Origin of the sequence: Acinetobacter sp. NBRC 100985 (genome assembly GCF_000241225.1) — a bacterium.
In the GTDB taxonomy this organism is placed as follows: Bacteria; Pseudomonadota; Gammaproteobacteria; order Pseudomonadales; family Moraxellaceae; genus Acinetobacter; species Acinetobacter venetianus.
This window is the reverse complement of sequence record NZ_BAEB01000040.1, coordinates 1-26,335: the sequence shown is the minus strand read 5'-3', so window position 1 is coordinate 26,335 and position 26,335 is coordinate 1. Positions and strand designations below refer to the sequence as shown.

The 26,335-nt window shown below is 37.3% G+C and carries 21 protein-coding genes and 1 pseudogene; 11 read left to right on the top strand and 11 right to left on the bottom strand.

What is annotated here, in order from left to right:
• Positions 1–12: 12 nt before the first annotated feature.
• From cydB to ACT4_RS14615, 6 genes are all read right to left on the bottom strand, one after another.
• A complete protein-coding gene (cydB, locus tag ACT4_RS14640) occupies positions 13–1,158 on the bottom strand; it encodes a cytochrome d ubiquinol oxidase subunit II (RefSeq protein ID WP_007483421.1) in 1,146 nt (381 codons plus the stop codon).
• A complete protein-coding gene (locus ACT4_RS14635) occupies positions 1,155–2,732 on the bottom strand; it encodes a cytochrome ubiquinol oxidase subunit I (protein WP_004879794.1) in 1,578 nt (525 codons plus the stop codon). Before ACT4_RS14635 ends, cydB begins: the two co-directional genes overlap by 4 nt.
• Positions 2,732–2,923 carry a cytochrome oxidase putative small subunit CydP gene (gene cydP, locus ACT4_RS14630; RefSeq protein WP_007483420.1) on the bottom strand — a complete coding sequence of 64 codons (192 nt, stop codon included), beginning with the start codon at positions 2,921–2,923 and terminating at the stop codon, positions 2,732–2,734. Before cydP ends, ACT4_RS14635 begins: the two co-directional genes overlap by 1 nt.
• A 563-nt stretch (positions 2,924–3,486) precedes the next feature.
• Positions 3,487–4,098 carry an OB-fold-containig protein gene (locus tag ACT4_RS14625; RefSeq protein ID WP_019384515.1) on the bottom strand — a complete coding sequence of 204 codons (612 nt, stop codon included), beginning with the start codon at positions 4,096–4,098 and terminating at the stop codon, positions 3,487–3,489.
• 22 nt (positions 4,099–4,120) lie between these two features.
• Positions 4,121–4,426: a Rieske (2Fe-2S) protein gene (locus ACT4_RS14620; protein ID WP_139023488.1), complete on the bottom strand. Its 306-nt coding sequence runs from the start codon at positions 4,424–4,426 to the stop codon at positions 4,121–4,123.
• Between the two features lie 16 nt (positions 4,427–4,442).
• Positions 4,443–5,456, bottom strand: coding sequence for an adenosine kinase (locus ACT4_RS14615; RefSeq protein ID WP_007483414.1), 1,014 nt, complete (start codon positions 5,454–5,456; stop codon positions 4,443–4,445).
• 486 nt (positions 5,457–5,942) lie between these two features.
• Here ACT4_RS14615 and ACT4_RS14610 point away from each other — a divergent pair, with 486 nt between their 5' ends.
• Genes ACT4_RS14610 through ACT4_RS14600 form a run of 3 tightly spaced genes read left to right on the top strand, consistent with a single transcriptional unit; the run spans position 5,943 to position 10,576 of the window.
• Complete coding sequence (locus ACT4_RS14610; protein ID WP_007483413.1) at positions 5,943–8,882, top strand: insulinase family protein; 2,940 nt, start codon at positions 5,943–5,945, stop codon at positions 8,880–8,882.
• Between the two features lie 20 nt (positions 8,883–8,902).
• Positions 8,903–10,072, top strand: coding sequence for a phospholipase A (locus ACT4_RS14605; RefSeq protein WP_007483411.1), 1,170 nt, complete (start codon positions 8,903–8,905; stop codon positions 10,070–10,072).
• Positions 10,073–10,576, top strand: coding sequence for a cysteine peptidase family C39 domain-containing protein (locus ACT4_RS14600; protein WP_007483409.1), 504 nt, complete (start codon positions 10,073–10,075; stop codon positions 10,574–10,576).
• 11 nt (positions 10,577–10,587) lie between these two features.
• Here the strand turns inward: ACT4_RS14600 and ACT4_RS14595 are convergent, their stop codons facing one another.
• The 3 genes from ACT4_RS14595 to ilvA form a co-directional block, all read right to left on the bottom strand.
• Positions 10,588–11,925 carry a TrkH family potassium uptake protein gene (locus ACT4_RS14595; protein ID WP_007483408.1) on the bottom strand — a complete coding sequence of 446 codons (1,338 nt, stop codon included), beginning with the start codon at positions 11,923–11,925 and terminating at the stop codon, positions 10,588–10,590.
• A gap of 1 nt (position 11,926) precedes the next feature.
• Positions 11,927–12,577, bottom strand: coding sequence for a TrkA family potassium uptake protein (locus ACT4_RS14590; protein ID WP_007483406.1), 651 nt, complete (start codon positions 12,575–12,577; stop codon positions 11,927–11,929).
• A gap of 162 nt (positions 12,578–12,739) precedes the next feature.
• The gene (ilvA, locus tag ACT4_RS14585) at positions 12,740–14,284 is read right to left on the bottom strand and encodes a threonine ammonia-lyase, biosynthetic (protein WP_171054832.1); all 1,545 of its coding nucleotides are present in this window, start codon (positions 14,282–14,284) and stop codon (positions 12,740–12,742) included.
• A gap of 98 nt (positions 14,285–14,382) precedes the next feature.
• Here ilvA and rpiA point away from each other — a divergent pair, with 98 nt between their 5' ends.
• A complete protein-coding gene (gene rpiA, locus ACT4_RS14580; RefSeq protein ID WP_007483403.1) occupies positions 14,383–15,051 on the top strand; it encodes a ribose-5-phosphate isomerase RpiA in 669 nt (222 codons plus the stop codon).
• 2 nt (positions 15,052–15,053) lie between these two features.
• Positions 15,054–15,743 carry a M48 family metallopeptidase gene (locus ACT4_RS14575; RefSeq protein ID WP_007483402.1) on the top strand — a complete coding sequence of 230 codons (690 nt, stop codon included), beginning with the start codon at positions 15,054–15,056 and terminating at the stop codon, positions 15,741–15,743.
• On the opposite strand, the gene ACT4_RS14570 is transcribed toward ACT4_RS14575, so the two are convergent.
• Entirely contained in the window at positions 15,740–17,263 is a 1,524-nt protein-coding gene (locus ACT4_RS14570; protein ID WP_004879768.1) for a hypothetical protein, read from the bottom strand. The two genes, ACT4_RS14575 and ACT4_RS14570, sit on opposite strands and share 4 nt — an antisense overlap.
• Positions 17,264–17,596: 333 nt before the next feature.
• Here ACT4_RS14570 and argC point away from each other — a divergent pair, with 333 nt between their 5' ends.
• From argC to ACT4_RS14545, 5 genes are all read left to right on the top strand, one after another.
• On the top strand, positions 17,597–18,646 hold the full coding sequence (gene argC / locus ACT4_RS14565) for an N-acetyl-gamma-glutamyl-phosphate reductase (RefSeq protein WP_007483399.1): 1,050 nt from the start codon (positions 17,597–17,599) through the stop codon (positions 18,644–18,646).
• Positions 18,647–18,727: 81 nt separating this feature from the next.
• Entirely contained in the window at positions 18,728–19,477 is a 750-nt protein-coding gene (locus ACT4_RS14560) for a DUF6776 family protein (protein ID WP_007483397.1), read from the top strand.
• 21 nt (positions 19,478–19,498) lie between these two features.
• The gene (gene clpS, locus ACT4_RS14555) at positions 19,499–19,915 is read left to right on the top strand and encodes an ATP-dependent Clp protease adapter ClpS (RefSeq protein ID WP_017196608.1); all 417 of its coding nucleotides are present in this window, start codon (positions 19,499–19,501) and stop codon (positions 19,913–19,915) included.
• Positions 19,916–20,369: 454 nt separating this feature from the next.
• Positions 20,370–22,655 carry an ATP-dependent Clp protease ATP-binding subunit ClpA gene (gene clpA / locus ACT4_RS14550; RefSeq protein ID WP_007483394.1) on the top strand — a complete coding sequence of 762 codons (2,286 nt, stop codon included), beginning with the start codon at positions 20,370–20,372 and terminating at the stop codon, positions 22,653–22,655.
• A complete protein-coding gene (locus tag ACT4_RS14545) occupies positions 22,655–23,017 on the top strand; it encodes a YnfA family protein (RefSeq protein WP_004879759.1) in 363 nt (120 codons plus the stop codon). Before clpA ends, ACT4_RS14545 begins: the two co-directional genes overlap by 1 nt.
• 56 nt (positions 23,018–23,073) lie before the next feature.
• Here the strand turns inward: ACT4_RS14545 and ACT4_RS14540 are convergent.
• A pseudogene (locus ACT4_RS14540) lies at positions 23,074–24,647 on the bottom strand (ATP-binding cassette domain-containing protein).
• A 622-nt stretch (positions 24,648–25,269) separates the two neighbouring features.
• On the opposite strand from ACT4_RS14540, the gene ACT4_RS14535 reads away from it, so the two are divergent.
• Positions 25,270–26,322, top strand: coding sequence for a 3-deoxy-7-phosphoheptulonate synthase (locus ACT4_RS14535; RefSeq protein ID WP_007483389.1), 1,053 nt, complete (start codon positions 25,270–25,272; stop codon positions 26,320–26,322).
• Positions 26,323–26,335: the final 13 nt, after the last annotated feature.

The following is a 26,335-nucleotide window of genomic DNA, read 5'->3' as shown; positions in this document are numbered from 1 at the left end:
CACATCTCCTCATTAGTACAAACTATGTGAATTTTCTTGAATATGTTTGTTTGTAATAACACCCCACATTTTGTAATAAGACCAAGAGGTATAGATCAAAATGAGAGGAACGAAAATACATGCAGCAACAGCCATTACACCAAGTGTTTTGTGACTTGAAACAGCATCCCACATAGTCAAGCTTGATGTAGGATCAATGCTTGAAGGTAATAGGAATGGGAACAATGCAAAACCAGCAGTTAAGATTGCACCAACCACCATTAAACTCGTACCTGTGAAGCTCATAGCAGCTTTGTGTTTAGCTGCACTGATAATCACTAATAATGCACCGAAGATAGCAATGATTGGGGCAGCCATTGTGATTGGATAAGTTGAGTAGTTATTCATCCAACCATGATTTGCATTTGTCACAACATCTTTAGCAAGTGGGTTTAACGCAGCATTGGTATTTACAGCAGTTGCATAGCTATAACCATTGATATTGCCGAAGAATAACCAAGCACCTGCAGCTAAGAAACATACGAGGAATACAATTGCCATAATCTGTGTCGCTTTAGCAGAACGATTATGTAAATCACCATCTGTACGGAGCATTAACCAAGCGCCACCATGAGCACATAGCATCGATAAGCTCACAATACCGCAAATCAATGCAAATGGATTTAGTAGGGCAAAAAAGCTACCTGTATATTGTGAACGTAGTGTTTCATCTAAAGTAAATGGCACGCCTAAGAATAAATTACCGAAAGCAACGCCGAATACTAATGCAGGTACAGCACCACCAACGCAAAGCCCCCAGTCCCAAGAATTACGCCATTGTGTATTTTCTAACTTGGAACGGTAGTCGAAACCGACGGGCCGTAAGAATAGGGCAAACAAGACTAAGAGCAGCGCCCAGTACATTCCAGAGAAGGCAACGGCATAAACCATTGGCCATGCGGCAAATAAAGCACCACCCGCAGTAATGAACCAAACTTGGTTACCATCCCAGTGTGGTGCAATCGTATTGATTGCAGCACGACGTTCTGAGTCAGTTTTACCGACAAATGGCATGAGTGCCATAGAGCCCATATCGAAACCATCGGTGAGCGCGAAGCCAATCAGTAGTACACCTACTAAAACCCACCAAATAATTTTTAGGAGTTCATATTCGATCATGACTGAGCCTCCCCAGCTTTAGCTTCTAATTTCTCAAAGTGGTATTTACCTGTATGCAATGAACTTGGTCCTAAACGAGCGAACTTGATCATTAAGTACATTTCGATAATGAGAAGTACGGTATAGAACGCAGCGAGTGCAATAATCGAACCCCACACATCACCTGTACTTACACTTGAAGCAGATAAGTGTGTTGGTAAAATTTCACCAATTGACCAAGGTTGACGACCACCTTCAGCAACGTACCAGCCTGTTTGTGCAGCAATCCATGGAAGTGGTAAAGCAAATAAAGCGAACTTTAATAACCAAGGTTTGTTTTCTGCATTACGTTTAGCGACAGACCATGTAGCGAGAACAAACAGTAATAGCATTAAGAAACCTGAAGCAACCATCGCACGGAAAGAGAAGAATAGTGCAGCAACGTTTGGAATAGTATCTTTAGTTGCAGCTTGGATGTGTTCTTCAGTCGCATCAACAACATTCGGGGTATATTTTTTCAATAACAGACCATAACCTAAGTCTTTTTGGTTCTGTTCAAATGAAGCAAGTAAGTCAGGAGAGCGGTCGCCAGCACGAAGCTTTTCTAACTCGCTATAAGCCACCATACCGTTGCGAATACGCACTTCATGCTCTTTCATAAGGTCTTTTAGACCTGTTACTTGTTTGTCAGTAGAGCGTGTCGCAATAATACCCATAACATAAGGAATCTTAATTGCGTAGTCAGTTCGCATTTCTGCTTGATTCGGAACACCAAATAGAGTGAATGCAGCAGGGGCTGGTTCTGTATGCCATTCTGCTTCAATCGCAGCAAGTTTAGTTTTCTGAACGTCACCTAATTCATAACCAGATTCATCGCCCAGTAAGATTACTGAAAGAGTAGATGCCAAACCGAAAATCGCGGCAATTGCGAATGAGCGACGAGCAAAAGGTAAGTCGCGTTTTTTCAATAAGTAGTAGCTAGAAATCGCGAGTACGAAAATCGCACCAGTGACATAACCTGCTGAAACCGTGTGTACGAATTTTACTTGAGCAACTGGGTTAAAGATCAACGCACCAAAGTCTACTAGCTCCATACGCATGGTTTCAAAGTTGAATGCTGCACCGACAGGGTTTTGCATCCAACCATTGGCGATCAAAATCCATAAAGCGGACATGTTCGAGCCAATTGCAACGAGCCACGTTACACCTAAATGTTGAACTTTAGAAAGGCGATCCCAACCAAAGAAGAATAAACCAATAAATGTTGATTCTAGGAAGAATGCCATCAGGCCTTCGATGGCAAGTGGTGCGCCAAAGATATCGCCGACATAGTGAGAATAATATGCCCAGTTAGTACCGAACTGGAATTCCATGGTTAAACCAGTGGTTACACCTAGAGCAAAGTTAATCCCAAAGAGTTTCCCCCAGAACTTAGTCATGTCTTTATAGATTTCTTTGCCTGAAATCACATATGTGGTTTCCATGATGGCAAGAATGAAAGCTAGACCTAATGTTAGAGGGACGAAAAGAAAGTGATACATTGCGGTCATTGCAAATTGGAACCGCGAAAGATCGACCACGCTTTCAGAAATCATCAACGTGTCTCCTGATTGTTGGACATGTCACCAGCAATACGCTCGGCAACTTCATTGTTAAAATCTTTTGGAATCGTTGGGGCATCAAACCAGACGTTTTTAATCATCATAAGGATCGCAACTTTAATAATAAGAATTATTGCTATTTCACGGATTAAGCGCCGATTTGGATCTTGAGAACTCGTGTTCATTGGAACCTAGCCTCATATTTTAAAAAGATGTAAAACATTATTAAATAAAATTCATTAAAAATAAACCTTTAGAATATTTAAAATAATTCATATATGTTAAGTTTATATAAAACAATATGTTATGTTGTTTTTATTGGTTTTTATAAAATAAGTATAATTAACCAACTAAAACAATAGGGTATAGATTTTAAATCCGATTAAAACAATTGTATTTATAATTTTAAACCTGATTAAAAAGCTATGATTTATTATTATTTAAATATAATTAAAACCTAGTAAAATAGTATGAATATAAAATAATTAATATTTACATGAGCTTAGCTATTTGGTTACATAAATAAGCACTAATTGTAATGAAAACACTATAAAACCAAGTGTATTACTAGAGTTTATTGTTGAAAATGTGATGCATTTCTCTATCGAAAATTGCTTCAAACTTCTGAAAAGAAAGCAAGTAGGGCATTACGGAAAATAATGAATAAAAACACTGGTAAATTTGTAACATTTTGTAATTTTTCTTGTTATGGATATGTCGAACTTTAATAAGGCCTAATCTTATTTAATTAATCTGCTGTAAAAAGCTTATTTGAGAGTGAAATCTTTTTTGCTAAATAATGAGAGTTGGATTTTTGACTAATCAATAAGACTTGTGACTGTAGCTCTAATTCACCGAACTCTGGTTCAACTTGTACATAATAAAGTTGACCAAACTCATCTCTTACACGCGCCTGTGCAGAAAAACCAGGACGAGCATTGCCTGTAGAGATTGTAGCTAAACGACCTACTAAGCTAGTGTGTGTATGCGTTACCTTTGGCTTAATGACCTGATCGAGACAATGGATCATAAATACGGTAAAGAAGATATCAATGATTAATGCTGGAATAAAAAGATAATAAGGTGAAATAAAGTAGTGCTGTAATGCGAAGAAAGATAGCTCTAAAAAATATCCAGCAAAACTAAAATTGATGAGTAAGAAAACAAAAATTAAATACTTTGAAAACTTTACGTCTAGTAAAGGAGAGTTCAGCAGCCATTCAGGTGTGAGTTTTTTGACTAAATGACTTGGACGTAAACCGATGAATATCCCGATTGTTTCTGCGATGCTGAGAAAAATCAAAGCAACTACGCTCATGTGAAATGGCATAAGGTAGTAATTTAGAAAAAACTCAGTCATAGCAGAATTCATAATTCAGGTATTAGTCAATATAAATACCACCATCAGAGTGGACTTCCAAATTTACCTTTTCAAGGAAGTCACCCAAACAAGGCCCTGAGATACATTCACCTGTTTCAACAGAGAACAATGCACCATGAGTAGAACATTGAATATACTCACGATCTTGATCTAGAAACTGATTTTCTAAGTATTCAAGTTCCGTTTGTAAGTGCGGACAAACATTTTGGTAAGCATAAAAGCTACCATCTTTTTGGGTAATAAAGATTGTTGAGCCTTTCATCGTGTCGAATGCGCGTGATTCACGTTCAGGCACTTCCTCAGTCATGCAAATCTTTTCCATGTTATGCACATTCCTGTTGAGTCGCTTTAAATTGTTCAAAGAGTTTAGCGTAGTTTTCAACGCTTAAACGAGGGCCGAATTGTGCTACGACTTCACTTGAAATAAGAATAGCAAGTTGCGCAGCAGCCTCCAAGCTGAGACCTGCATTGATCGCATAAAGGAATGCACCTGCAAAGGCATCACCAGCACCATTAGTATCAACAGCTTCTACTTGACGACCAGCTACATGGAATTGTTTTGATGGATCGATAATCATCGCACCATTTGCACCTTGCGTAATCACAATGTGTTGGTTATTCACTTTTAATGCTTCGATAGCCGCATCAAGATTGTCTGTATTGGTGAACATCAATGCTTCTTGTTCATTACAGAAAAGTAGATCAACGCCGTCATCTAATAATTCTTCTAAGCCTGAGCGAGCGTATTGAACCATTGCTGGATCTGAAAGTGAGAGTGCAATTTTCACTCCGTGTTGCTTTGCTAATTCACGAGCTTGTTTAACTGCAACTCGTGCAGTATCACTTGTAGACAGGTAGCCTTCGATATAAATCCATTTCGCAGTTTTTAGTGGTTCGAAATCAATTTGTTCAGCAGATAACTCAGCTGTAATTCCAAGAAAGGTATGCATGGTACGTTCAGAGTCAGGGCTGATTAGAACCATGCAGGTGCCTGTAACACCTTCGCTGATTGATTGTTTCGCTGTCTTGATACCTGCATCATTAAGACCATTCAGATAAATTGAACCTAGTTCATCATTACCAACACGGCAACCATAAAAAGCAGTACCACCTAGAGCACTAAACGCAACCGTTGTATTTGCTGCTGAACCACCGCTTGCTTGACCTTTATAGGTTTGGCTATCTTGAAGCTGTTGATATAACGCCGCTTGAGTTTCGCCATCAGTCAACTGCATTGTGCCTTTTTGCAAAGCTTCCTGTGTTAAAAACTCATTTGAGACTTTAAATTCTTGGTCAATGAGTGCATTCCCAATTGCAAAAAGATCAACAGTTGCCATGTTTGTCATCACATTAAAATTCAAAATGCAAAGTTTACACTAATGCTTAAGATTACAGTAGTTTGTTGAAAAGAATTCAGCCAATAAGTGCATAGTTTAGGATAAAGACATAGATGATTTTGATTAACCATTACAAATTGTTGATGTTCTAATTCATTTAGATTCGCTATCCATCTATTGCAAAATGAAGGCTTGGGTTTTATTGATAAATTTAAAAGAAACTGTTTAAAGTCAAAAAATCGCTTTAAGCAAGTAGGCGGAAAGGCAATCGATATTAAGTTGAGCCAACAATTTTATTTAAAATTAATTATTAGACCTTGAATTTTAGTGATGTAAATTTTAAGAAGTTGTTCTGCATTGGCATATTGCTTAGTCGATGAATTTTTCTACAAAAACATAGTAATTTACATGGATATCTCTATCTATTCTTCGGTAGACTCTCTAAAGTAAATTGTAATCATTTAATGTAGATAAATTGGAGATAACATGACTGTAGATGTTACTGAAAGCATTACTCAAACTATTCATCCTGCGTTTCAGCTATTACGTCAACATCATGTAGAAGCACTTGATATCCAAGTTTCAGAATATAAGCACAAAGTTACTGGTGCAGTTCACTATCATTTAGCTACTAGTCATGATGAAAATGTATTTTTAGTAGCATTCAGAACACAACCTATGGACTCTAAAGGCACAGCACATATTTTAGAGCATACTGCACTCTGTGGTTCTGAAAAATTTCCTGTACGTGATCCATTCTTTTTGATGATTCGCCGTTCTTTGAATACATTTATGAATGCATTTACAGCGGCGGACTGGACAGCATATCCATTTGCTACACAAAACAAAAAAGATTTTCAAAACTTACTTTCTGTGTATTTAGATGCAGCATTTGCAGCTAATTTAAATCCGCTGGATTTTGCACAAGAGGGTATTCGTATTGAGTTGGAAAATGATCAAGCGGTTTATAAAGGTGTGGTCTTTAATGAAATGAAAGGAGCAATGAGTTCTCCTACAGATCAACTTTACCATCAGCTAGCACATCATTTATTCCCAGAGACAACTTATCATTATAATTCTGGTGGTGATCCAAAGGATATTCCAGACTTGAGCTATGAGCAGCTTGTTGAGTTCTATAAGACACATTACCACCCGAGTAATGCAGTTTTCATGACCTTTGGTAATGAAAGTGCATATGACCTTCAAGAGCAATTTGAAAAATTAGCTTTACATAAATTCTCAAAAGGGACGACTTTATATTCAACGCCTGAAAAACGTTTAACTGCACCAGTTGAAGTGACTGAAAGCTATGCGGTTGATAGCGAAGATTTAACAGACAAGACTTATCATGTAATGTCTTGGTTGTTACCTGAAACTAGCGATATTAAGCTGCGTTTAGGAATGCGTTTAGTTGAGGGGATTCTGTTAGAAAACTCGGCTTCTCCATTACGTCATTATTTAGAAACCTGTGGTTATGCTCAATCAACGGGCCCACTCATGGGTGTTGATGACAGTAACTTTGAAATGACTTTCTATTGTGGTGTTCAAGGTTCAAATGCTGAACACGCTGAAAGTTTCAAAAATGGTGTATTACAAGTTTTAAATGATGTTGCTTCTGCACCTGTGGATACAGATCTTGTCGATGCAATTCTTCACCAAATTGAGTTGCATCAACGTGAAATCAATGGTGATGGCACACCTTATGGTCTAAGCCTAATTCTAAACGGCTTGGGCAGTGCAATTCACCATAATGACCCGATTCACGTATGGGATGTTGATTCTGCAATTGAACAAGTCAAAGAAGAACTCAAAGACCCAATGTGGTTGTCTAATTTGATTCAAACGCATTTGTTAGATAATCCACATCGTGTACAAATGACGCTTGTTCCAGATGCAAGCAAGTCCGTGAAAGAACAGCAAGAGGAACAAGCGCGTTTGGCTGAAATTACGGCTCATTTGACTGATGCACAAAAAGTTGAAATCCAAGAAAAAACTGAAGCGCTTAAAAAGCGTCAAGATACGCCAGATAACTTGGAACTGTTGCCAAAAGTTGGACTTGAGGACGTGCCTGCTGATCTACAGATCGTACAGGGGCAATTACGAGAAATCATTTGTAACGGTTTGGATACACCGCTCAATCTTTATCATGCAGGTACTAATGGGATTTATTACCAACAGGTCTTGATTCAGATTCCTGATGAAATTGTTCAATCACCATATTTCAATTTACTCTCAATCCTCATGGGTGAAGTGGGTGCTGGCGAATATGATTATCTTGAATTCCAACAAATCCAAACTGCGGTTAGTGGTGGTCTCGGTATGGGCGCATCTTTGCGTAGTAAAGTTGATGACAAAGAGCGCATCAGTGCTTGGTTAACTTTGACTACGAAATCGCTTACTCAAAAATTTGATGCGATTCAATTGTTGAAACTGGCATTTGAAAAACTACGCTTTGATGAGAAAGATCGTATTATCGAATTATTGCAACAACGTAAAACTCGTTGGCAGTCTCGATTGTCAGGTTCTGGGCATAGCTATGCAATGCAAGCCGCTTCTCGTCAAATGAGTACTTTAGCTCGTCGTGATTATCACAACACAGGACTTGGTGCATTAAACTGGTTGAGCGATTTAGTTAATAAAATTGATCAAGATGAAACAGCATATCAATCCTTGATTAACGAATTACAGGCTATTCATCGAAAGCTTTTACAAGCGCCTAAACAGTTCTTGCTGGTGTGTGAAGAACATCAATCTGATCGTCTGGTTGAAGAAATCCAAAATGTTTGGGATAAATTAGAAGTTAACAAAGAACCTGTAAGCTTAACTCAAGTTGAACGTGTAGAAAGTTCAGAGGATGAAGCTTGGTTGATTCAAGCTAATGTTCAATTCTGCTCATCAGCATATCAAGCAGTTGATGTGGCGCATGCAGACGCCGCACCTTTAATGGTACTTGCAGCATATTTACGTAATGGCTTCTTACATAGCGCAATTCGTGAAAAAGGTGGAGCATATGGCGGCGGTGCAAGCTATGATGGAAATGCATGTTCATTCCGTTTCTATAGTTACCGCGACCCACGTTTAGTCGAAACATTTAATGATTTTGAAGCAAGTATTCAATGGTTATTGAATACTGAGCAGCAACCTCATCAACTAGAAGAAGCAATTCTTGGTTTAGTTGCAAGTATGGATAAACCAGGTTCACCAGCGGGTGAGGCAATTACAGCTTGCTATGCCTTGCTTCATGCACGTACACCTAAATTCCGTAGATTGTTACGTGAACGTTTGTTAAACGTTAACCTAGATGATGTAAAACGTGTAGCAACACAATATTTGTTAGAGCAGACACCTGTGAAGGCAGTAGTTGCACCATTTGCGAAGCGTGAAGAGTTACAGAAACTTGGCTTTAATATTCAACAAGTAAATTAAAAGAAAAACTGGAGAAATATATGGCGTTCAAATCATTTGAACGTAGTCATTTAGAACTAAGTATAGTCACTATACTTAGTTCTTTTGCTACGGCTGGTGCAAATGCTCAGGCAACCACGCCTTCTAGTCCAGCAACTGTTGATGCCTGTGTTGCCTTAGCTTCTAATGCAGAGCGTTTAGCGTGTTATGACAGTCTTTTTAAAGCACCAACCATTATTCCAACACAAGCGCAAACAGATGCGGCACCAGAGGTCGCAGTAGCTGTACCTGTAGTTGAGCCGAATGAGACAAATAAGCCTGTTTCTTTGAAAGATAAGGTGGTTCAAAAGGTTAGCGACTTACATGTATTAGGCGCAGCGCCTAAATTTGATCCTAATGTTTCTTTACTTGATCGCCGTTGGGAGTTATCAGAAGAAAGTAAACTTGGTGTATGGAATATTCGTGCTTATCAGCCTGTTTATTTGCTTCCTGCATTCTGGACAAGTGATAAAAATGAGTTTCCTAGCAGTCCAAATCCCAATAATACAGTTACTGACAAACAGAATTTAACGTCAACAGAAGCAAAGTTCCAAATTTCCTTGAAGACAAAAGCATGGGAAAATATTTTTGGAAACAATGGTGACTTATGGTTAGGTTATACTCAGTCATCTCGATGGCAGGTGTTTAACTCGGAAGAATCACGCCCATTTCGTGAGACAAATTACGAGCCTGAAGCAAGCTTGATGTTTAGAACAAATTACGAAATTTTGGGTCTAAATGCTCGTTTGCTTGGCGTGACACTCAACCATCAATCAAATGGGCGTTCTGACCCGTTATCACGTAGCTGGAACCGTGTGATTTTCAACTTAGGTTTTGAAAAAGACAATTTTGCTTTGATGTTACGTCCATGGTATCGCGTTGAGGAAAATGCGAAAGATGATAATAATCCAGATATTAAAGATTATATTGGTCGTGGTGATTTAACTGCTTTTTATCGTAAAGGTGATAATGATTTTTCATTGATGTTACGCCATTCCCTTAAAGGCGGTGATCGTTCTCATGGTGCTGTACAGTTTGATTGGGCATTTCCAATCAAAGGTAAATTACGTGGACATCTGCAATTATTTGATGGATATGGTGAGAGCCTAATTGATTATAATCATCGAGCAACTTATGTTGGCTTGGGTGTATCCTTAATGAATTGGTATTAAATGAGTTTAAATATTCCAGAGCCATTATTACAGCTTGAAGCAAATTGTGGCGTGTTCGCAATTTGGTTGATTTTAAAGCAATATCAAACCCATATTGATATTGCTGACCTGATTAAATTATCTGGTCATGATCAAATTGATGGAACATTTACGATTGCTTTGGCTGTTGCATTGAAAAAACTAGGGTTTAAGGTTTCTTTTTATACTGCACCAGACCCTAATGTTGATGAAAAAGAAAAGCAAATTTTTGTTGAAGCGAAACGACTTCAGATTCCAATTGGAGCTGCCTTAACTTATGCTGAAATTCAGCAAGCATTTGAAGAGGGTAAGTTTATTATTGTGTTTTATGACACATTGGAAGGTACAGGAAATCAATCTTTAATCTACTCAATAGATGAGCATGAAATTAGTTTCTGTGATCATTTTGATGTGATGAATAAAGCAGTATTTGAAAGACAACGACAAGCTGACGGTATATGTCAGCAGGTCATTGTCATTGAGTAGCCTGTAGAGCATTATCCAATCTGAATATTGGCATTTGCATGTTTTAAACGGCTCTTCTTCGGTGTTGCAATTAAGTAGGCAAGCGTAAGAGGGCCTAATCGTCCAGTAAACATTAATATGCTGAGCACGAATAAACTACCATCATGTAGCTCTCCTGTAAGACCACGTGAAAGACCAACGGTACATGCCGCTGAAACGACCTCAAACATCAGATCAAAAACATCGAGTTCTGGTTCTAAGACTAATAAAATAAAATAACCAAAGAACACCAACATTCCTGTGATCGCCGTGACGGCAAGTGCTTTGTATGTCGTTTCATGTGAAATTGAGTGGTTGAAAATGCGTATTTCTTCATTGCGTCTCAAGAAAGAAATCACGCATAAAAATAGAACAACGAATGTGCCGACTTTAATACCCCCAGCTGTACTGAGTGATCCACCACCAATAAACATCAATAACATGGTGAGAAGCCCAGTGCTGTGATTCATCGCTCCAGTATCAATTGTATTAAACCCTGATGAGCGTGGGACTGTTGCTTGAAACCAAGCATTTGCAGCTTGCTCACTAAAGCTCATAGGGCCGAGCGTTAAAGGATTATTTGACTCTAAAATCCAAACCAATATAAAGGCAACCAAATTTAGAATTGCGATCGCACTTAAAATTAACTTGCTGTTCGGACTTAATTTGCTCCAGCGCTTATGCTGTTTTATATCCATCAGTACAAGGAAGCCGATACCCCCTAATATATAAAGTGAGCTAATAGTAATACTGATTAAATAGTTGTGTTGAAAATTCATTAAACTATTGTCAAATAATGAAAATCCAGCATTATTAAAAGCTGAAACACTATAAAATACAGCATAGTATAGACCGCGTGCAAAGCCATAAATAGGCGTAAAAGCGGTTGTTAAAATGATGACCCCAATTAACTCAAAAAGCAGTGTATACGCCACAACGCCTTTTGCAACAAAGGTAACTTTCGATAAGCTGGTTTGCCCTAAACTATCTTGAGCCATCATTTGCTGTTTTAAGCCGACCTTAGGTGAAAGACTTAATGCAGCTAAAATCGCAAATGTCATGAATCCCAAGCCACCAGATTGAATCAGGAGCAAAATCACAAATTGGCCAAGGTGGTTAAACGAATCATTAATGTTTACGACAGAAAGTCCAGTAATTGTTACCGCAGACGTAGCGGTAAACAATGCATCCATCCAGCTTAATTCTTCTTTTTGCATAAATGGGAGTTTAAGCAAGACTGTTCCAATAACAATAAAACTCAAAAAACCAATCGCAAGTAAGGATGGGGGACTTAGATTAAAAATTTTCTGGGAATTCATTTGCATCGACATTCTAGCTGAAACATCCTGAAAGTTTTTTAAGATGGTTGAGCAAGCCTTCTAAGATCAGGACGTCACCTGTTTTTAAGGTAAAGTTGGTATCTGTTTCATAAAGAATTTGTTGATTCCGTTTCAATAGCAGTAATTTAATATTTGGTTCTTGGGCAAGGATGCCTGAGAGATTTACATTATTGAGTTTTTCATTCACAGGGACTTTAATAATATAGTGATCATGATCAAGTGACATATAGCGACTGACCATTGGGTAATTTAAAGCTTGGGCAACACGTACCCCCATATCTTCTTCTGGATGAATAATCTTAGTGATATCTAAGTGAGACAAAATTGTATGATGTGCTTTGGTTTTTGCTTTTACTAATATCTTTTCTACACCCAAACTTTTTAGGTTCAATACACATAAAATACTCGCTTCAATATCCTCACCAATTGCAACAATGACCGCATCACAATTTTGAATATTTAGTTCTTCCAAAACATGTTCGTCAGTCGCATCTGCAATAACTGCGTGTGTAATTTGATCTGCCAGATTCTCAACATTTCTTTTTAGTGTATCAATACCAATAACATCATGATGAAGTTTGGTGAGTTCTAATGCGACAGTTGCTCCAAAACTACCTAAACCAATGACTGCGAACTGTGCCATATCTATCCTTAACTAAATGATAAAAATATACTTTTATCTATTTTAAATGGAATAACTTGTCGATTTGTAATGATTTTGTGTGTCAAATCTTCAAGAGATTCTACACTCATTTAATATATATAAAGCCGACATAAAGTCGGCTTTATCACTATCTTTTTTTGCTTATTTGAGGAAGCGCTTATAGCCAATGTTATCGCTAATCTCAGCATAAGGATATGTGATTTGCTCTAAAGTCTCTACAAGACCATCTGGATTCTGTTTTGCATCAGTTGCTTGTAATCCCACAAGAACACGACCTTCAGCAGCACCGTGATTGCGATAGTGGAATAATGTGATGTTATGTGTCGGGCCTAAACGCTCAAGGAAAGTTAAGAGTGCGCCAGGTCGCTCAGGAAATTCCACACGGAACAAACGTTCATTTTCAATATTTGCATGTCCGCCAATTAAGTAGCGGATGTGAAGTTTAGCAACTTCATCATCAGATAGATCATCCACTTCATACTGCTGTTTGAGCATTTCATGAATTTCATGGCGTTCAGTTTCGCCACCTTTTAAGCTAATGCCAACAAATACTTGTGCTTGATTACTATCGCTTGCACGGTAGTTAAACTCAGTAATGTTTCGACCTTGTAAGGCGCGACAAAAATGAAGGAATGCTCCTTTTTGCTCTGGGATAGTGACGGCATAGATCGCTTCTTTGCGTTCTCCTAACTCTGTACGTTCAGCAATATAACGGAGACGATCAAAATTCATGTTGGCACCACAAACAATTGACACCATGTTTTTGCCAGTCAATTGATGTTCAGCAACATATTTTTTAATACCAGCTAAAGCCATTGCACCAGACGGTTCAACAATACTGCGGTTTTCATCAAATGTATCTTTGATCGCAGCACAGATTTCATCGGTATTTACGGTGATGATATCAGGTTCAACGATAGGTCCAGAATTATCAGATTTGCGCAAGCGAACCATTTCAAAAGGTAATTCACCGATTTGAGCAACAGCAGTGCCATCAGCAAATAAACCAACATGAGGTAAAATCACACGTTCATTTGTTTCCAGAGCAGCTTTAAGACATGCTGACTCTTCATATTCAACACCAATAACTTTTACATGCGGTGCAACTTCACCTAAGTAAGCAGCGACACCAGCAATCAATCCACCGCCACCAACAGCAACGAAAACGTATTCTACATCACGCCATTGACGCAATAACTCATTGGCTATTGTACCTTGGCCAGCAATCACAAGTTCATCGTCATAAGGTGGAATGAAAACTAAGCCTTCTGTTTCGGCACGTTGTTTAGCATATTTATTCGCAACATCAAAGCTATCGCCATGAAGAACAACTTGACCACCAAGGCTTTTAACTGCTTGAACTTTAATGTCAGGCGTTGTGCTTGGCATAACGATAATGGCTGGAATACCTAATTTTTTTCCAGATAATGCGACACCTTGAGCATGGTTACCTGCTGAGGCGCAAATAACACCACGATCTAGTTGGTCTTTTGGTAATTGACTAATACGGTTATAGGCACCACGTAGTTTGAAAGAGAACACGGGTTGTAAATCTTCACGTTTAAATCGAATGTTATTATTAATTTTTTGACTAATTCGTGGAGCTGCTTCAAGCGGTGTTTCAATCGCAACATCATAAACCGTTGCTTGTAAAATTTGTCGTACCACACGAGACAGCATGTTCATCTTCCCTATAACAGTTTAAAATAGGTGAACATTGTAGCAAACCCCTGTGCATTTGCGCTGTTTTCTTACAGCAAATGTCAAAATAGTTGAGTGAAGTCATGAGTCTATATGCAACCCAAGATGAAAAAAAACAAGCTGCAGCAAAAGCAGCATTGAAACATTTGCCGAAAGGCGGCATTTTGGGCGTAGGAACAGGAAGTACCGTTAACTTTCTAATCGATTTATTACCTGAATTGCAATTAGAAGCTGCCGTAGCAAGTTCAAATGCAACAGCTGATCGTTTGAAAAAGCTGGGTATTGAAGTTGTAGACATGAACTCTGTTGGTGGATTAGATGCTTATGTTGATGGCGCTGATGAGATTGATCGTCATATGCATATGATTAAAGGTGGCGGCGCAGCTTTGACCCGTGAGAAAATTGTTGCTTCAATCGCAAAGAAATTTGTTTGTATCGTTGATGATTCAAAATGGGTGGATCAATTGGGTCGCGACTTTCCACTTCCTGTAGAAGTTATTCCAATGGCACGCTCTGCGGTTGCACGTAAGATTGTTGCCTTAGGTGGTGATCCTGTCTACCGTGAAGGTGTCGTAACAGATAACGGTAACGTTATTTTAGATGTTTTTAATTTAAACATTTTGAATGCAATTGAATTAGAGAAAACGATTAACAACATTCCTGGTGTTGTAACAAACGGAATTTTTGCTTTAAATGCGGCAAGTATTGCGATTGTTGCGACAGATAATGGTATTGAAGAGCGTACTGCGTAGTAATGCGAGCAGTCTTATCTGAAGCATTGTTACCTGAGATTAAAATTGTTCGACATGCAAGGGCGAGAAATCTGCGTTTGCGTGTTGAGCCATCGGGCATACGGTTAACTGTACCGCTATTTGCTTCAACTAGACAAATTCAGCAATTTCTTAATCAATCTGAACAATGGTTAATTGAGACATGGAATAATCAGCAAAATAAGTTTAGCCAATCAGTTGCTATACCTGAAGATTTAAAATTATTTCATCACGTAGAAACATTTAAGCTTATTCAACAAAAACAAAGACAAATATTTAAATTTGATTTTGAGCAGCATTGTCTTTTTGTAAGAAATGAACAATTTGAGAAAGCTTTACAAGCAGCAGTGATTGCTTATGCGAAACACTTTTTGCCTGAATATTTAAAACAAATAAGTTTAAGTATTGGGCTACCTTTTCAAAAATGCTCTATACGTAAACCGAAGACACGTTGGGGGAGTTGTAGTGCTAAACATGACATCATGCTCAATGCCGCTTTGGTTTTAATGCCTGAGCATATTGTTCGGTCTGTATGTATTCACGAACTAGCACATACGAAACATTTTGATCATAGCGCTGCTTTTTGGAATACGGTTGCTCAATATGATGAGAACTATTTAGAAAACCGCAAGCAATTAAAAAATATTCAATTGCCTGCGTGGTGGTATATCTAGCTAAAATTACATTGAAGCTGAGTCGTTTGTAATTGGTCTGGTGCTTTTCTGCTATCGAGACCAGCACTCGCACTTTGCACTTGATTTTCTTTGATTTTAACCTGTACGAAAGAATAATCTAATGAAGTATTATTTGGTTCTGTAGAGCTACTATTAAGTAAATACTCACGGTTTGCTTTGTCTACTTGTAATAGGTTGTCAGTACTATCAGCATCAAGTACAGAACGATAAATTTGAGACCCCTTGATCAATTCAAGTACACCATTTGCACGAATATTTAGCTGACAATTATTTGCTGAATCTTCATAGTGACCAATCAGATATTCGATAGAAGGTAAATTTGGATTGACAATATTGATTCCAGTAATGCCTTGTTTACATGGATATATAGAGCCATTACACGTTGCCGTGGTGTCTACAAAGCCGACTGCTCTTCTGTAGTCACCTGCACCAGGAACTCTAAAAGTTAGGGTTGATGTGATTGTTGGAGTATTACCTGAATACGCTTTCTGTTCTAATAACATATAACCATCTGGATTGGTGGCTTTTTGTTGAAAGTTTGTCGCTAATTGAAGAGTAGCTTCCTTAAGAGCACTCGCAAAAAGATTGCGAGTATTTTCTTGGAGTTTAACAATATCAACTAAATTATTTTTTTCAGGATCTACATTATCTGGTGTAGGAGGGATAAGTGATTCAAATGATGTAGCGTCACCACGTACCTTTTTAGCATCTAATTGCCCGTCTTTAAGGTCAATTGCAAGATTCTTAGTAAATTCAGTGAAAGGATTGTCAGGATAATTATTAGCCCATTGCTGTATATAACCAAAGCTGAAAAAGGCACTGGTAAAAACGTTTGTACCAGCAACAGTGCTTACATCTTGAGGGCTGAAAATATTTAATTGATATGAAGGGTTTAAGTTAGGAATATTGATTCTGTTGAAAGCATTTAGCAATGCTGTATTTACATCTTGTGTAGCGAGTTTTACATGTAAATCATTAATTCCTGTTGGATCTTCAACCTCATTTGGAAGTTGCCCTGAACGAATTAATGCGCGTTGATAAATTGCTTCAGAATTTGGGTTGATATAAATTGTCTGTGTAAGATTACTGACATCTACACTAACAATACTATGTAAGTTAATTGATACACTTTGATATTGCCCTTTAAGGAAATTATAAATAAGTGAACTTGGTTTTGTAGATATTTCGATTCTATATAGATGACTTGTATCTAAAACCTTTGGAAGTGTCATAGTAAGATTTGAAGTTGTGCTGACTTGTTGTTCAAGAACTAATGAATTGTCGAAATTATCATACACTTTAACTACAACATCTCGCATTTCAAGTGAGGTTTTAATATCAAAGTTTTTTGGTTTTGGAACAGTCACAATTGGAGTGCTATCATTTTTAGCCTTACTTTCACCACTTCCACAGCCAACTAAAGCCGTGCTAACTAAAAGCGTGCTGACACTTAAACAGATAAATTGATTTAATCTTTGTTTTGATTTCAAAGAAGGCATCCCAGCTCTCCAAAAATTCTACATCCATGAAATTTATTATAACCACATCGCTTTTTATTTTATGCGAATAGATTGCTGATTCAATAGTATTTCTTGACCAGCGGTAAAATCTTTACAGTCAAAGCCTTTTTACACTGTTTTAGCTCGAATAGCTATTTTTATGATCAAATAAGCCATTTTAAGAGATAAAAAATTTAATTTTAAAATTTTATTCAAACAATAAGCTTTGAAATTTATAGTTAAAAACGCGATATAACTTATAGGTTTATACATTGTTAAAAGTCAATCAAACTGCCATACTATTTACACGATTCAAAGTTTGAGGTGGAACACGTGATTTCTGTTGGAATTGTTGGCGGAACTGGATATACAGGTGTCGAGTTATTGCGTCTATTATTAAGACATCCACAAGCCCAAGTACGTGTTTTAACATCTCGAACAGAAGCAGGGAAACCTGTTGCTGATATGTTTCCTAGCTTACGTGGACATACGGATCTTGAGTTTTCTGATTTAAACTTAGAAAATTTAAAGCAATGTGATATTGTATTTTTTGCAACACCGCATGGGGTTGCGATGCAGCATGCTGAAGAGTTAATTACAGCTGGCACTAAAGTAATTGATCTTGCTGCGGACTTTCGTTTACAGAATTTAAGCCAATTCGAAAAATGGTATGGAATGCAACATCATTGTCCTACTGTTTTAAAAGAATCTGTCTATGGTTTAACAGAGTTAAATCGTGAAAAAATAAAACAAGCGCAAGTGATTGGAAATCCTGGTTGTTATCCAACAACAGTTCAATTGGGTTTAGCACCTTTATTAAAATCTTCTAGCAAGCTTGTGAATACTCAAAGCATTATTATTGATGCTAAATCTGGTGTTTCAGGTGCTGGACGAAAAGCAAGTTTAGGTATGATATACAGTGAAAATGCTGATAATTTCAAAGCGTATGGTGTCGCAGGTCATCGCCATCACCCTGAAATTGTTGAAGCTTTAGAAAATATTTCAGGCTTGAAGGGACAATTTGATCATTTGATTTTTGTTCCACACTTAGTACCGATGATTCGCGGTATGTTAAGTACAATTTACATTGATTTAACTGAACAGGGCAGCCAAGAAGATCTACAAGCACTCTATGAAGATTTCTATAAATCTGAGCGTTTTGTTGATGTTATGCCTGCTAATAGCTCTCCTGAAACACGGAGTGTACGTGGAGCAAATGAATTGCGGATAGCTCTTTATCGCCCACAACCAAATAAACTCATCATACTTGTCGCTCAAGATAATTTAGTTAAAGGTGCTGCAGGTCAAGCTGTACAAAACATGAACTTAATGTTTGGTTTTGATGAAGCTGCTGGGTTAAATGGTATTGGTTTATTACCATAAAAAACGCTTTTTTACTTCACACACATTTAAATTTGGATTTAAATGTGTGCTTTGATGTAGATCATAACGATAGAGATGATGATGGAAAACGATGAACCGACTGTTTCACCAGACAGTTCCGTTAAAAAAAATAAATTCATAAAAGCGAATTTACCTTTGGTTATAGCTGCAACTTTGCTAATCGGTAGTAGCTTTGTATTAGGTTATACTGTTGGTCATCGTCAAGGTTTAACTGTTGTTGGTTATGATGCTGATGCTGAACAATTGGTTGATGTCGTTCAGAAACAAAAAACTGCATTAGATTCGATGACTAAAAGTCTGAATTCTGCTGTGCAAGAACGTGATATGGCTGTTGATAATGCTGACGAATTATTCAAAGGTATTAATCAAGCAAATGCTGATAAAGCTCAGTTCGAGACGATGAATGCCATTTATCGTGAGACGTTAAGACAGCGTGGTGGTGTCAGCCTAACTGTACAGAATTTAGGTATCAAATCACTGCCTGAAAATGCTTTTGAATATCAAATTGACCTGATTCAAGTGAACCCAAGTAAACGTCGAGCTGTAGGTTCAGTTGAATTACGTTTAATTAAAGATTCTGAAGTTTTGGTTGTACCATTGGAAGATAAGAATTTTAATTTTGACGATTTTGAACGTTTAACAGGTCGTTGGACTATGCCTAAAGGTTTTACCCCTCAGTTTATTGAAGTTCGTTTAACTGGTTACGGAACACCAGTGATTAAACGTTTCAGTTGGCAGCGTGGTAAACCTGTTGATGTAAGTTCAGCATTCGTGTCTGAAATCCCACAAGCCGAAGCTAACGCTCAATAATATATAGATTAAGAATTGAATATGCGAAGATACAAACGTCAAATGAATTTAAGTGAAGTGAAAAATTCTTTTCATCAATCAGGTTATGTAGATTGGCACTTGAATCCACGATTAAGTGATTCGCAAGATGATCATGAGGGCGAGGTGGTTGTCCAAACAGCCCCTCCTGAATTAAAACGACCTCCTTTATATGCAGTTGTTCTATTAAATGACGACTACACACCAATGGATTTCGTTATTGAAGTATTACAAAGTTATTTTTCAATGGATTTGGATCAAGCAAGTCAAGTGATGTTAACGGTTCATTATGAAGGCAAAGGAACAGCTGGTATATATCCAAGAGATATTGCAGAGACAAAAGCTAATCAAGTAAATAATTATGCACGTGCACAAGGTCATCCTTTATTGTGTCAAATCGAACCTGAACGAGGTGAGTGAATATTCAAATGAAATTTGAATATGAAACGTAAGAAAGCAACGCTTTGTCCGAGCGCAAGAAAAAAACACTTTTAGTCATGCAAGGCAAGCCTTTTATCTAGTTTTGATGAGTCAGGCAAAAGTAATTAAATTGAATAATAGGTGAGCCTATAATTATTCAATATTTAAAGCATTTGGATGGGTAGTAGTCATTTATTCAAAAAATAAGAGATTTGTTTTATTTTTAATCAATTTGCTAGTTTTATTTCCTTTGTAATTGAATTTTTACAACAATACTTTGTTTTGAAACTTGACCAAGATACTCAACTAATGCTAACTGTAGAATATGAAGCAAAGAGACTTGTAGACGGGTAATTTATAACGATTACAAAAGCTCAAGCGGATCAAGTCAATAATTAGCTTTTGATAGAAAGATTCATCTTTTTTGAGAAAGCCCAAGATATAAGGGGGTTACATGCTCAGTCGTCAATTAGAAGTATCGTTACGTTTGGCTGTTAGCATGGCTCGTCAAAAGAGACATGAGTTTCTGACAGTTGAACATTTGTTGCTTGCCTTACTTGATAATGATTCAGCCGTAAATGCACTAAAAGCGTGTGGTGCTGATATCGTTACTTTGCGTAAAGAATTAGAGGAATATGTAGAGCAACATACCCCAAAACTTGGTGATAATAGTGAACAAGCTCCACATCCAACAGAGAGCTTTGATCGCATTTTGCAACGTGCAATTTTTCATGTTCAATCGAGTGGTGGTGATCGTACAGTTGAAGGTGCAGATGTACTTGTTGCGATGTATTCTGAAAGAGATTCTTTCGCGGTTTACTTACTTAAACGTCATCAAATTAATCGCTTAACTTTGACTCAATATTTATCTCACGGCACACGTAAAGATGAGATTCAAGTTGAAGAAGAAGTAGAAGATATTGAAGGTGAAAGTGCAGCTTCAGCAAATGCTGGACCACTTGAGCAATATACACTGAACTTAAATATCGAAGCGCAAAAGGGTAAAACAGATCCTTTAATTGGTCGTGAAAAAGAAATCGAGCGAGCAGCACAGATCCTATGTCGCCGCCGTAAAAATAACCCATTGTTAGTTGGTGATCCTGGTGTAGGTAAAACATCTATCGCTGAAGGTTTAGCTTGGTTAATTGTTAATGGTAAAGCACCAAAACCTCTAGCAAATGCTGAAGTATATAGTTTGGATATCGGTGCATTAGTTGCTGGAACAAAATATCGTGGTGACTTTGAGAAGCGTTTAAAACAGTTATTAAATGCTTTGAAAAAGAATCCGAATGCTATTTTATTCATTGATGAAATTCATATGATTATCGGTGCTGGTTCGAGCATGGGTAGTACTATGGATGCATCGAATCTAATTAAACCAGCCTTAGCAAATGGTACTTTACGTTGTATTGGTTCAACTACTTTCCAAGAATATCGTCAGGTATTTGAGAAAGACCATGCTTTATCACGTCGTTTTCAAAAAATTGATGTAAATGAACCAAGCATTGGTGAAACGATTGAAATTTTACGTGGCTTGAAAAGTAAGTTTGAAGATTTTCATCATGTGGAATACGACGATAAAGCTTTAGTTGCAGCTGTAGAGTTATCGGCTAAATTTATTCATGATCGCTTTTTACCAGACAAAGCAATCGATGTTATTGATGAAGCTGGTGCACAACGCCGTTTAAAAGCAGAAGTAGATGGCTCAACCATTTCTGTTGAAAACATCGAAGATATTGTTTCTAAGATTGCTCGTATTCCTCCAAAAACAGTGTCTAAAGATGACAAGACTGTGCTTGAGAATTTAGAGCGTGATTTGAAACGTGTTGTCTTTGGGCAAGATGAGGCAATTACAGCACTTGCGTCAGCAATTAAATTATCTCGTGCAGGGCTTAAAGCGCCTGATAAACCTGTGGGTAGTTTTGTATTTGCAGGCCCAACTGGTGTTGGTAAAACAGAGGTGACGAAACAGCTTGCTAAGTTACTTGGTGTTGAGTTTGTCCGTTTTGATATGTCTGAATATATGGAGCGCCACGCGGTTTCTCGCTTGATCGGTGCGCCTCCTGGTTATGTTGGATATGATCAAGGTGGATTGCTCACTGATGCAATTCATAAGAATCCACATTGTGTTTTATTACTTGATGAGATTGAAAAGGCGCATCCAGATGTATTCAATCTTCTATTGCAAGTCATGGATCATGGTGCGTTAACAGACAATAATGGTCGTAAGTCTGATTTTAGAAATGTGATTATTGTTTTAACAACTAATATTGGTGCAGAAAGTATTTCTCGTGCAAGTATTGGTTTTACTGAACAAGATCATAGTGCTGATAATCAAGATGCGATGAAGCGAGCATTTGCTCCAGAGTTCCGTAACCGTTTGGATGGCGTGATTCAATTTAAATCACTTCCTACTACTGTGATTGAATCAGTAGTTGATAAATTCTTAACAGAGTTACAAGCACAATTAGATGAAAAACAAGTTGTGCTTGATGTGGATCAAAGTGCGCGTGATTGGTTGTCTGCAAATGGATATGATCGCCTAATGGGTGCTCGTCCAATGCAGCGTTTAATTCAAGAGCATTTGAAAAAACCGCTTGCTGAAATGATCTTATTTGGTGAACTGGCAGAGCATGGTGGTAATGTTGCTGTTTCTGTGAAGAAAGAAGATGGAAAAGACGTTGGATTGAAACTTGAAGTATTTGAGGATCATATAAATCCAAGTGCTGAACCAGCTTAATGTTAGAGTTTACATTTTCTATAACCCGAGTACTGAGTGTATTCGGGTTATTTATTTTAACGGCTATTGCAGAAATCTTGGGATGCTATTTTCCTTACTTAATCTTGAATCAAGGAAAATCTCATTGGTTGTGGATACCAACAGCACTTAGCTTAACGGTATTTGTTTGGTTGCTGACATTGCATCCAGCGGCATCTGGAAGGATATATGCTGCTTATGGTGGAATATATATTTTTACTGCACTGCTATGGTTACGTTATGTCGATCAGGTGATTCTGACACGTTGGGATATTTTAGGTGGTTTAATTGTATTGGTCGGTGCAAGTCTTATTATTCTGCAACCTCAGGGCTTAGTTCGTTAGTTTATGAAGCATGACTACTTAATGCTAAGCGTAATACTTCATTATTCAATTAAAAACTATTTTAAATGATATGAATTCGTGATTTCACATGCGTCAATAAATGAATCATCGTGTGATACCAGTAGTACAGAACCATTAAAGTGCTTAATTGCGTGTGCTAATAACTCTCTAGATTCAATATCCAGATGATTTTCAGGTTCATCTAAAAGCAGAAGCTCCACATGCTGAAATTTTAAAGCCAGTAAAGCGACTTTTAAGCGTTCTCCACCACTTAAATTTTTTAATGGTATAAGTGCTTTGTCTCTACGAATTTTCATGTTGCCAAGCGATGTTCGTATTTGCTGTTCTGTTAGATTTGCATTGATAGTCTTTAAATATTCTGTTGCAGAAATTTCACTAGCTAAAAAAGATAAGTTTTGATCGAGATAAGCTGTTTGTACATTACAGTACATTTTGCCATCATGAGACTTAATAAGACCTTGAATTGTCTTCAATAAGGTAGATTTACCGATTCCATTTTCACCTTGTATATGAATTTTTTCTGAAGCATTCACTGCAAAATTGATTGATATAGAAAGATTAAAATCAAGTGTTAAATCTTGGCAACGTAAGATTTCTCCTGTTTTTTCGGTGATATGGTTAAACTCAAAAGACTGTGATTTTAAATGTTCAAGTTGAGATTGTTTTTGCATTAAGTTATCTTTTGCATCTGCTAGTCGCTTGATTTGCTGGTTGCGTAAATGAGAAAGCGATTGCTCAGCTTGTTCTTTTTTTGCATCTAATAAGATAGGCGCTTGAGAGCCTGAGGCCCTTAATTTTTCACCTGTTTTTTCCGTTTTTGTGCTTTCATTTGGTTTTGATGTTGCTGTTCTTTAAGCGCTCTAATTTCTCTTTTTTCTTGATGTACAGCCTTTGAGAGTGCTTCAACTTGTATTAGATGTTGTTGCTGATAATGTGAATAGTTCCCACCGTAGTAATGTAACCCTAGCTGATTCAGAACAAAAATACCCTGTACCTGATCTAAAAGTTGTCGATCATGACTAATAATTAGCCCGCCAGTTGGGTGCTGACTCATTTGATCAATTAACCATTTACGCCCTTGAGTATCTAAATGATTGCTTGGTTCATCTAAAAGTAAATAATGATCTTTAAGAAGAAATAAACGGCATAGTGCCAGTTTGGTTTTTTGTCCTTCGCTCAAATCTTGAATACGAGTATCAAGGTCAATAGGTAAATTTGCGCTTTCTAGCAGTTGTTGCCAATGAGCAGGTAAATGCCAGAGATTTTCAACTTGATCATAATCTGCAAATGAAGCAATGCCTTGCTTTATACGTTCAAAACAAAAATATAATTCATGAATATTTAAAGCTTGAGCAATTGTGCTTTCTTTAATTTGCTGTAGTTGAGTGAGATGTTGATGAGGGCATTGCCACAAGATTTGACCAGAATAAGCAACTCCATTTTTCTTCTGCAAATGTAATATAGACATGAGTAAAGATTTACCTTGTCCATTTTTTCCAACTAGGCTTGAAAATGAATTTAAAGGTAATTGGAAAGAAATGTTGTCAAAAATTTTTTGTTGTGGAAAATCAAGCGTTAAGTTGGAAATAATACATGCCTGTTGGGTCATAAGAAAACCTCATAAAAACAGGATATGCAAAATAGAATAATAAGAATTAGTTTTTAGAATAGAAATTACTAAAAGATAGATAAGCCTATTTTGCACATCAAAAAAGAAAGGGTATTTGATGTTAAAAAATAGAACTTACTTCATTGGTATAATCTCAAATTGGTGTATTTTTCCCCTATTTTATGAGCTTAATGTTCTGAGGTCAATTCTTCTTATTTTGAAGCTATGTTTAAAAAAATATAAAAAGTGCTTGTCAAACGAGGAAATAGTGCGTAATTTAATACTTAGGAACAGTTTTTTAGATATTCGAAATAAACATGTTAAAGCATACTGTAAACACAAACGCATATTTTTATTTTTGGCAATATATTTAGTTGCCTGACGCGTTTCGGGCATCGGAAAGGTTGCCCAACCAGTTAATACCTGATCGGCAACACCGATCAGGTTTTTTTATGCTCTAACAATCATTACTTTAGGAGAAATACCATGTATAAATTTAATAAGTCATATTTTAGCAGCTTTTATTGGTTCTACTTTAGCCAACATCAATTATTGCTTAGATCCCTATTGCTCAAATAAATGATCTGGACTGCGAAAAAGGTCAGTCCAAAGGAAATGAATAATGAACGCTTTAAATACTGCTTTGACACAACCAGAAACTCATTCAAAAGAATCAATGCTTAGCTTGCCATCACAACTCAAAGCGCAGTATCCCTTGTCTGCCACTTTAGCGCAGCAAATTTCAAAACATCGTCAGACGATTCATAATATTTTATCTGGACATGATCATCGTTTAATGGTGATAACAGGACCATGTTCAATACATGATCCAGTTGCAGTACTTGAATACGCAGATCGGCTACAAAAATTACAAGAACAAGTCAAAGATCAAATTTTCCTCGTGATGCGTGCATATATTGAAAAACCACGTACCACGGTAGGTTGGAAAGGTTTTTTATACGATCCGAATTTAGATGGATCATCAGATTTACAACTTGGTTTAGAAAAATCACGTCAGCTTTATTTACAGCTTATTGAGAAAGGCTTGCCGATTGCGAGTGAAATTCTTAGTCCGATGGCAACAGGCTACTTCGATGATCTATTAGCTTGGGGCGCTATTGGAGCGAGAACCAGTGAGTCTCAGATTCATCGTGAGATTGCAAGCCATATGCCGTACAGTATCGGCTTCAAAAATGGTACAGATGGTTCTATTCAGATTGCTTTAGATGCGATTCAGTCCGCATTAAATGGACATCAATTTTTAGGTATGACACAACAAGGTTTACCTGCGATCCTTCATAGCAATGGTAATCCATTACCACATTTAATTTTACGTGGCTCAAATCACGGAACAAATTATGATTTAGCCTCAATTCAGGCGATGCATTTCAAACATAAACATTTACCTGCTTTGGTGATTGACTGTAGTCATGGAAATAGCGGTAAAGATCCGTTATTACAACCACAAGTTTTGCAACAAATCATCGACGAGCGTGCGGAGTCAAAAGTTCGTGGTGTAATGATAGAAAGTCATTTAGTAGATGGAAATCAAAAGATTTCATGTGATATGACCTATGGTCAATCTGTAACTGATGGCTGCTTAGGCTGGGATAAAACAGCACAAGCTTTATTGGATATTGCTGAGCAGATGAGATCAAAAAGTATAAAAGTATAAAAAAAAGCATACA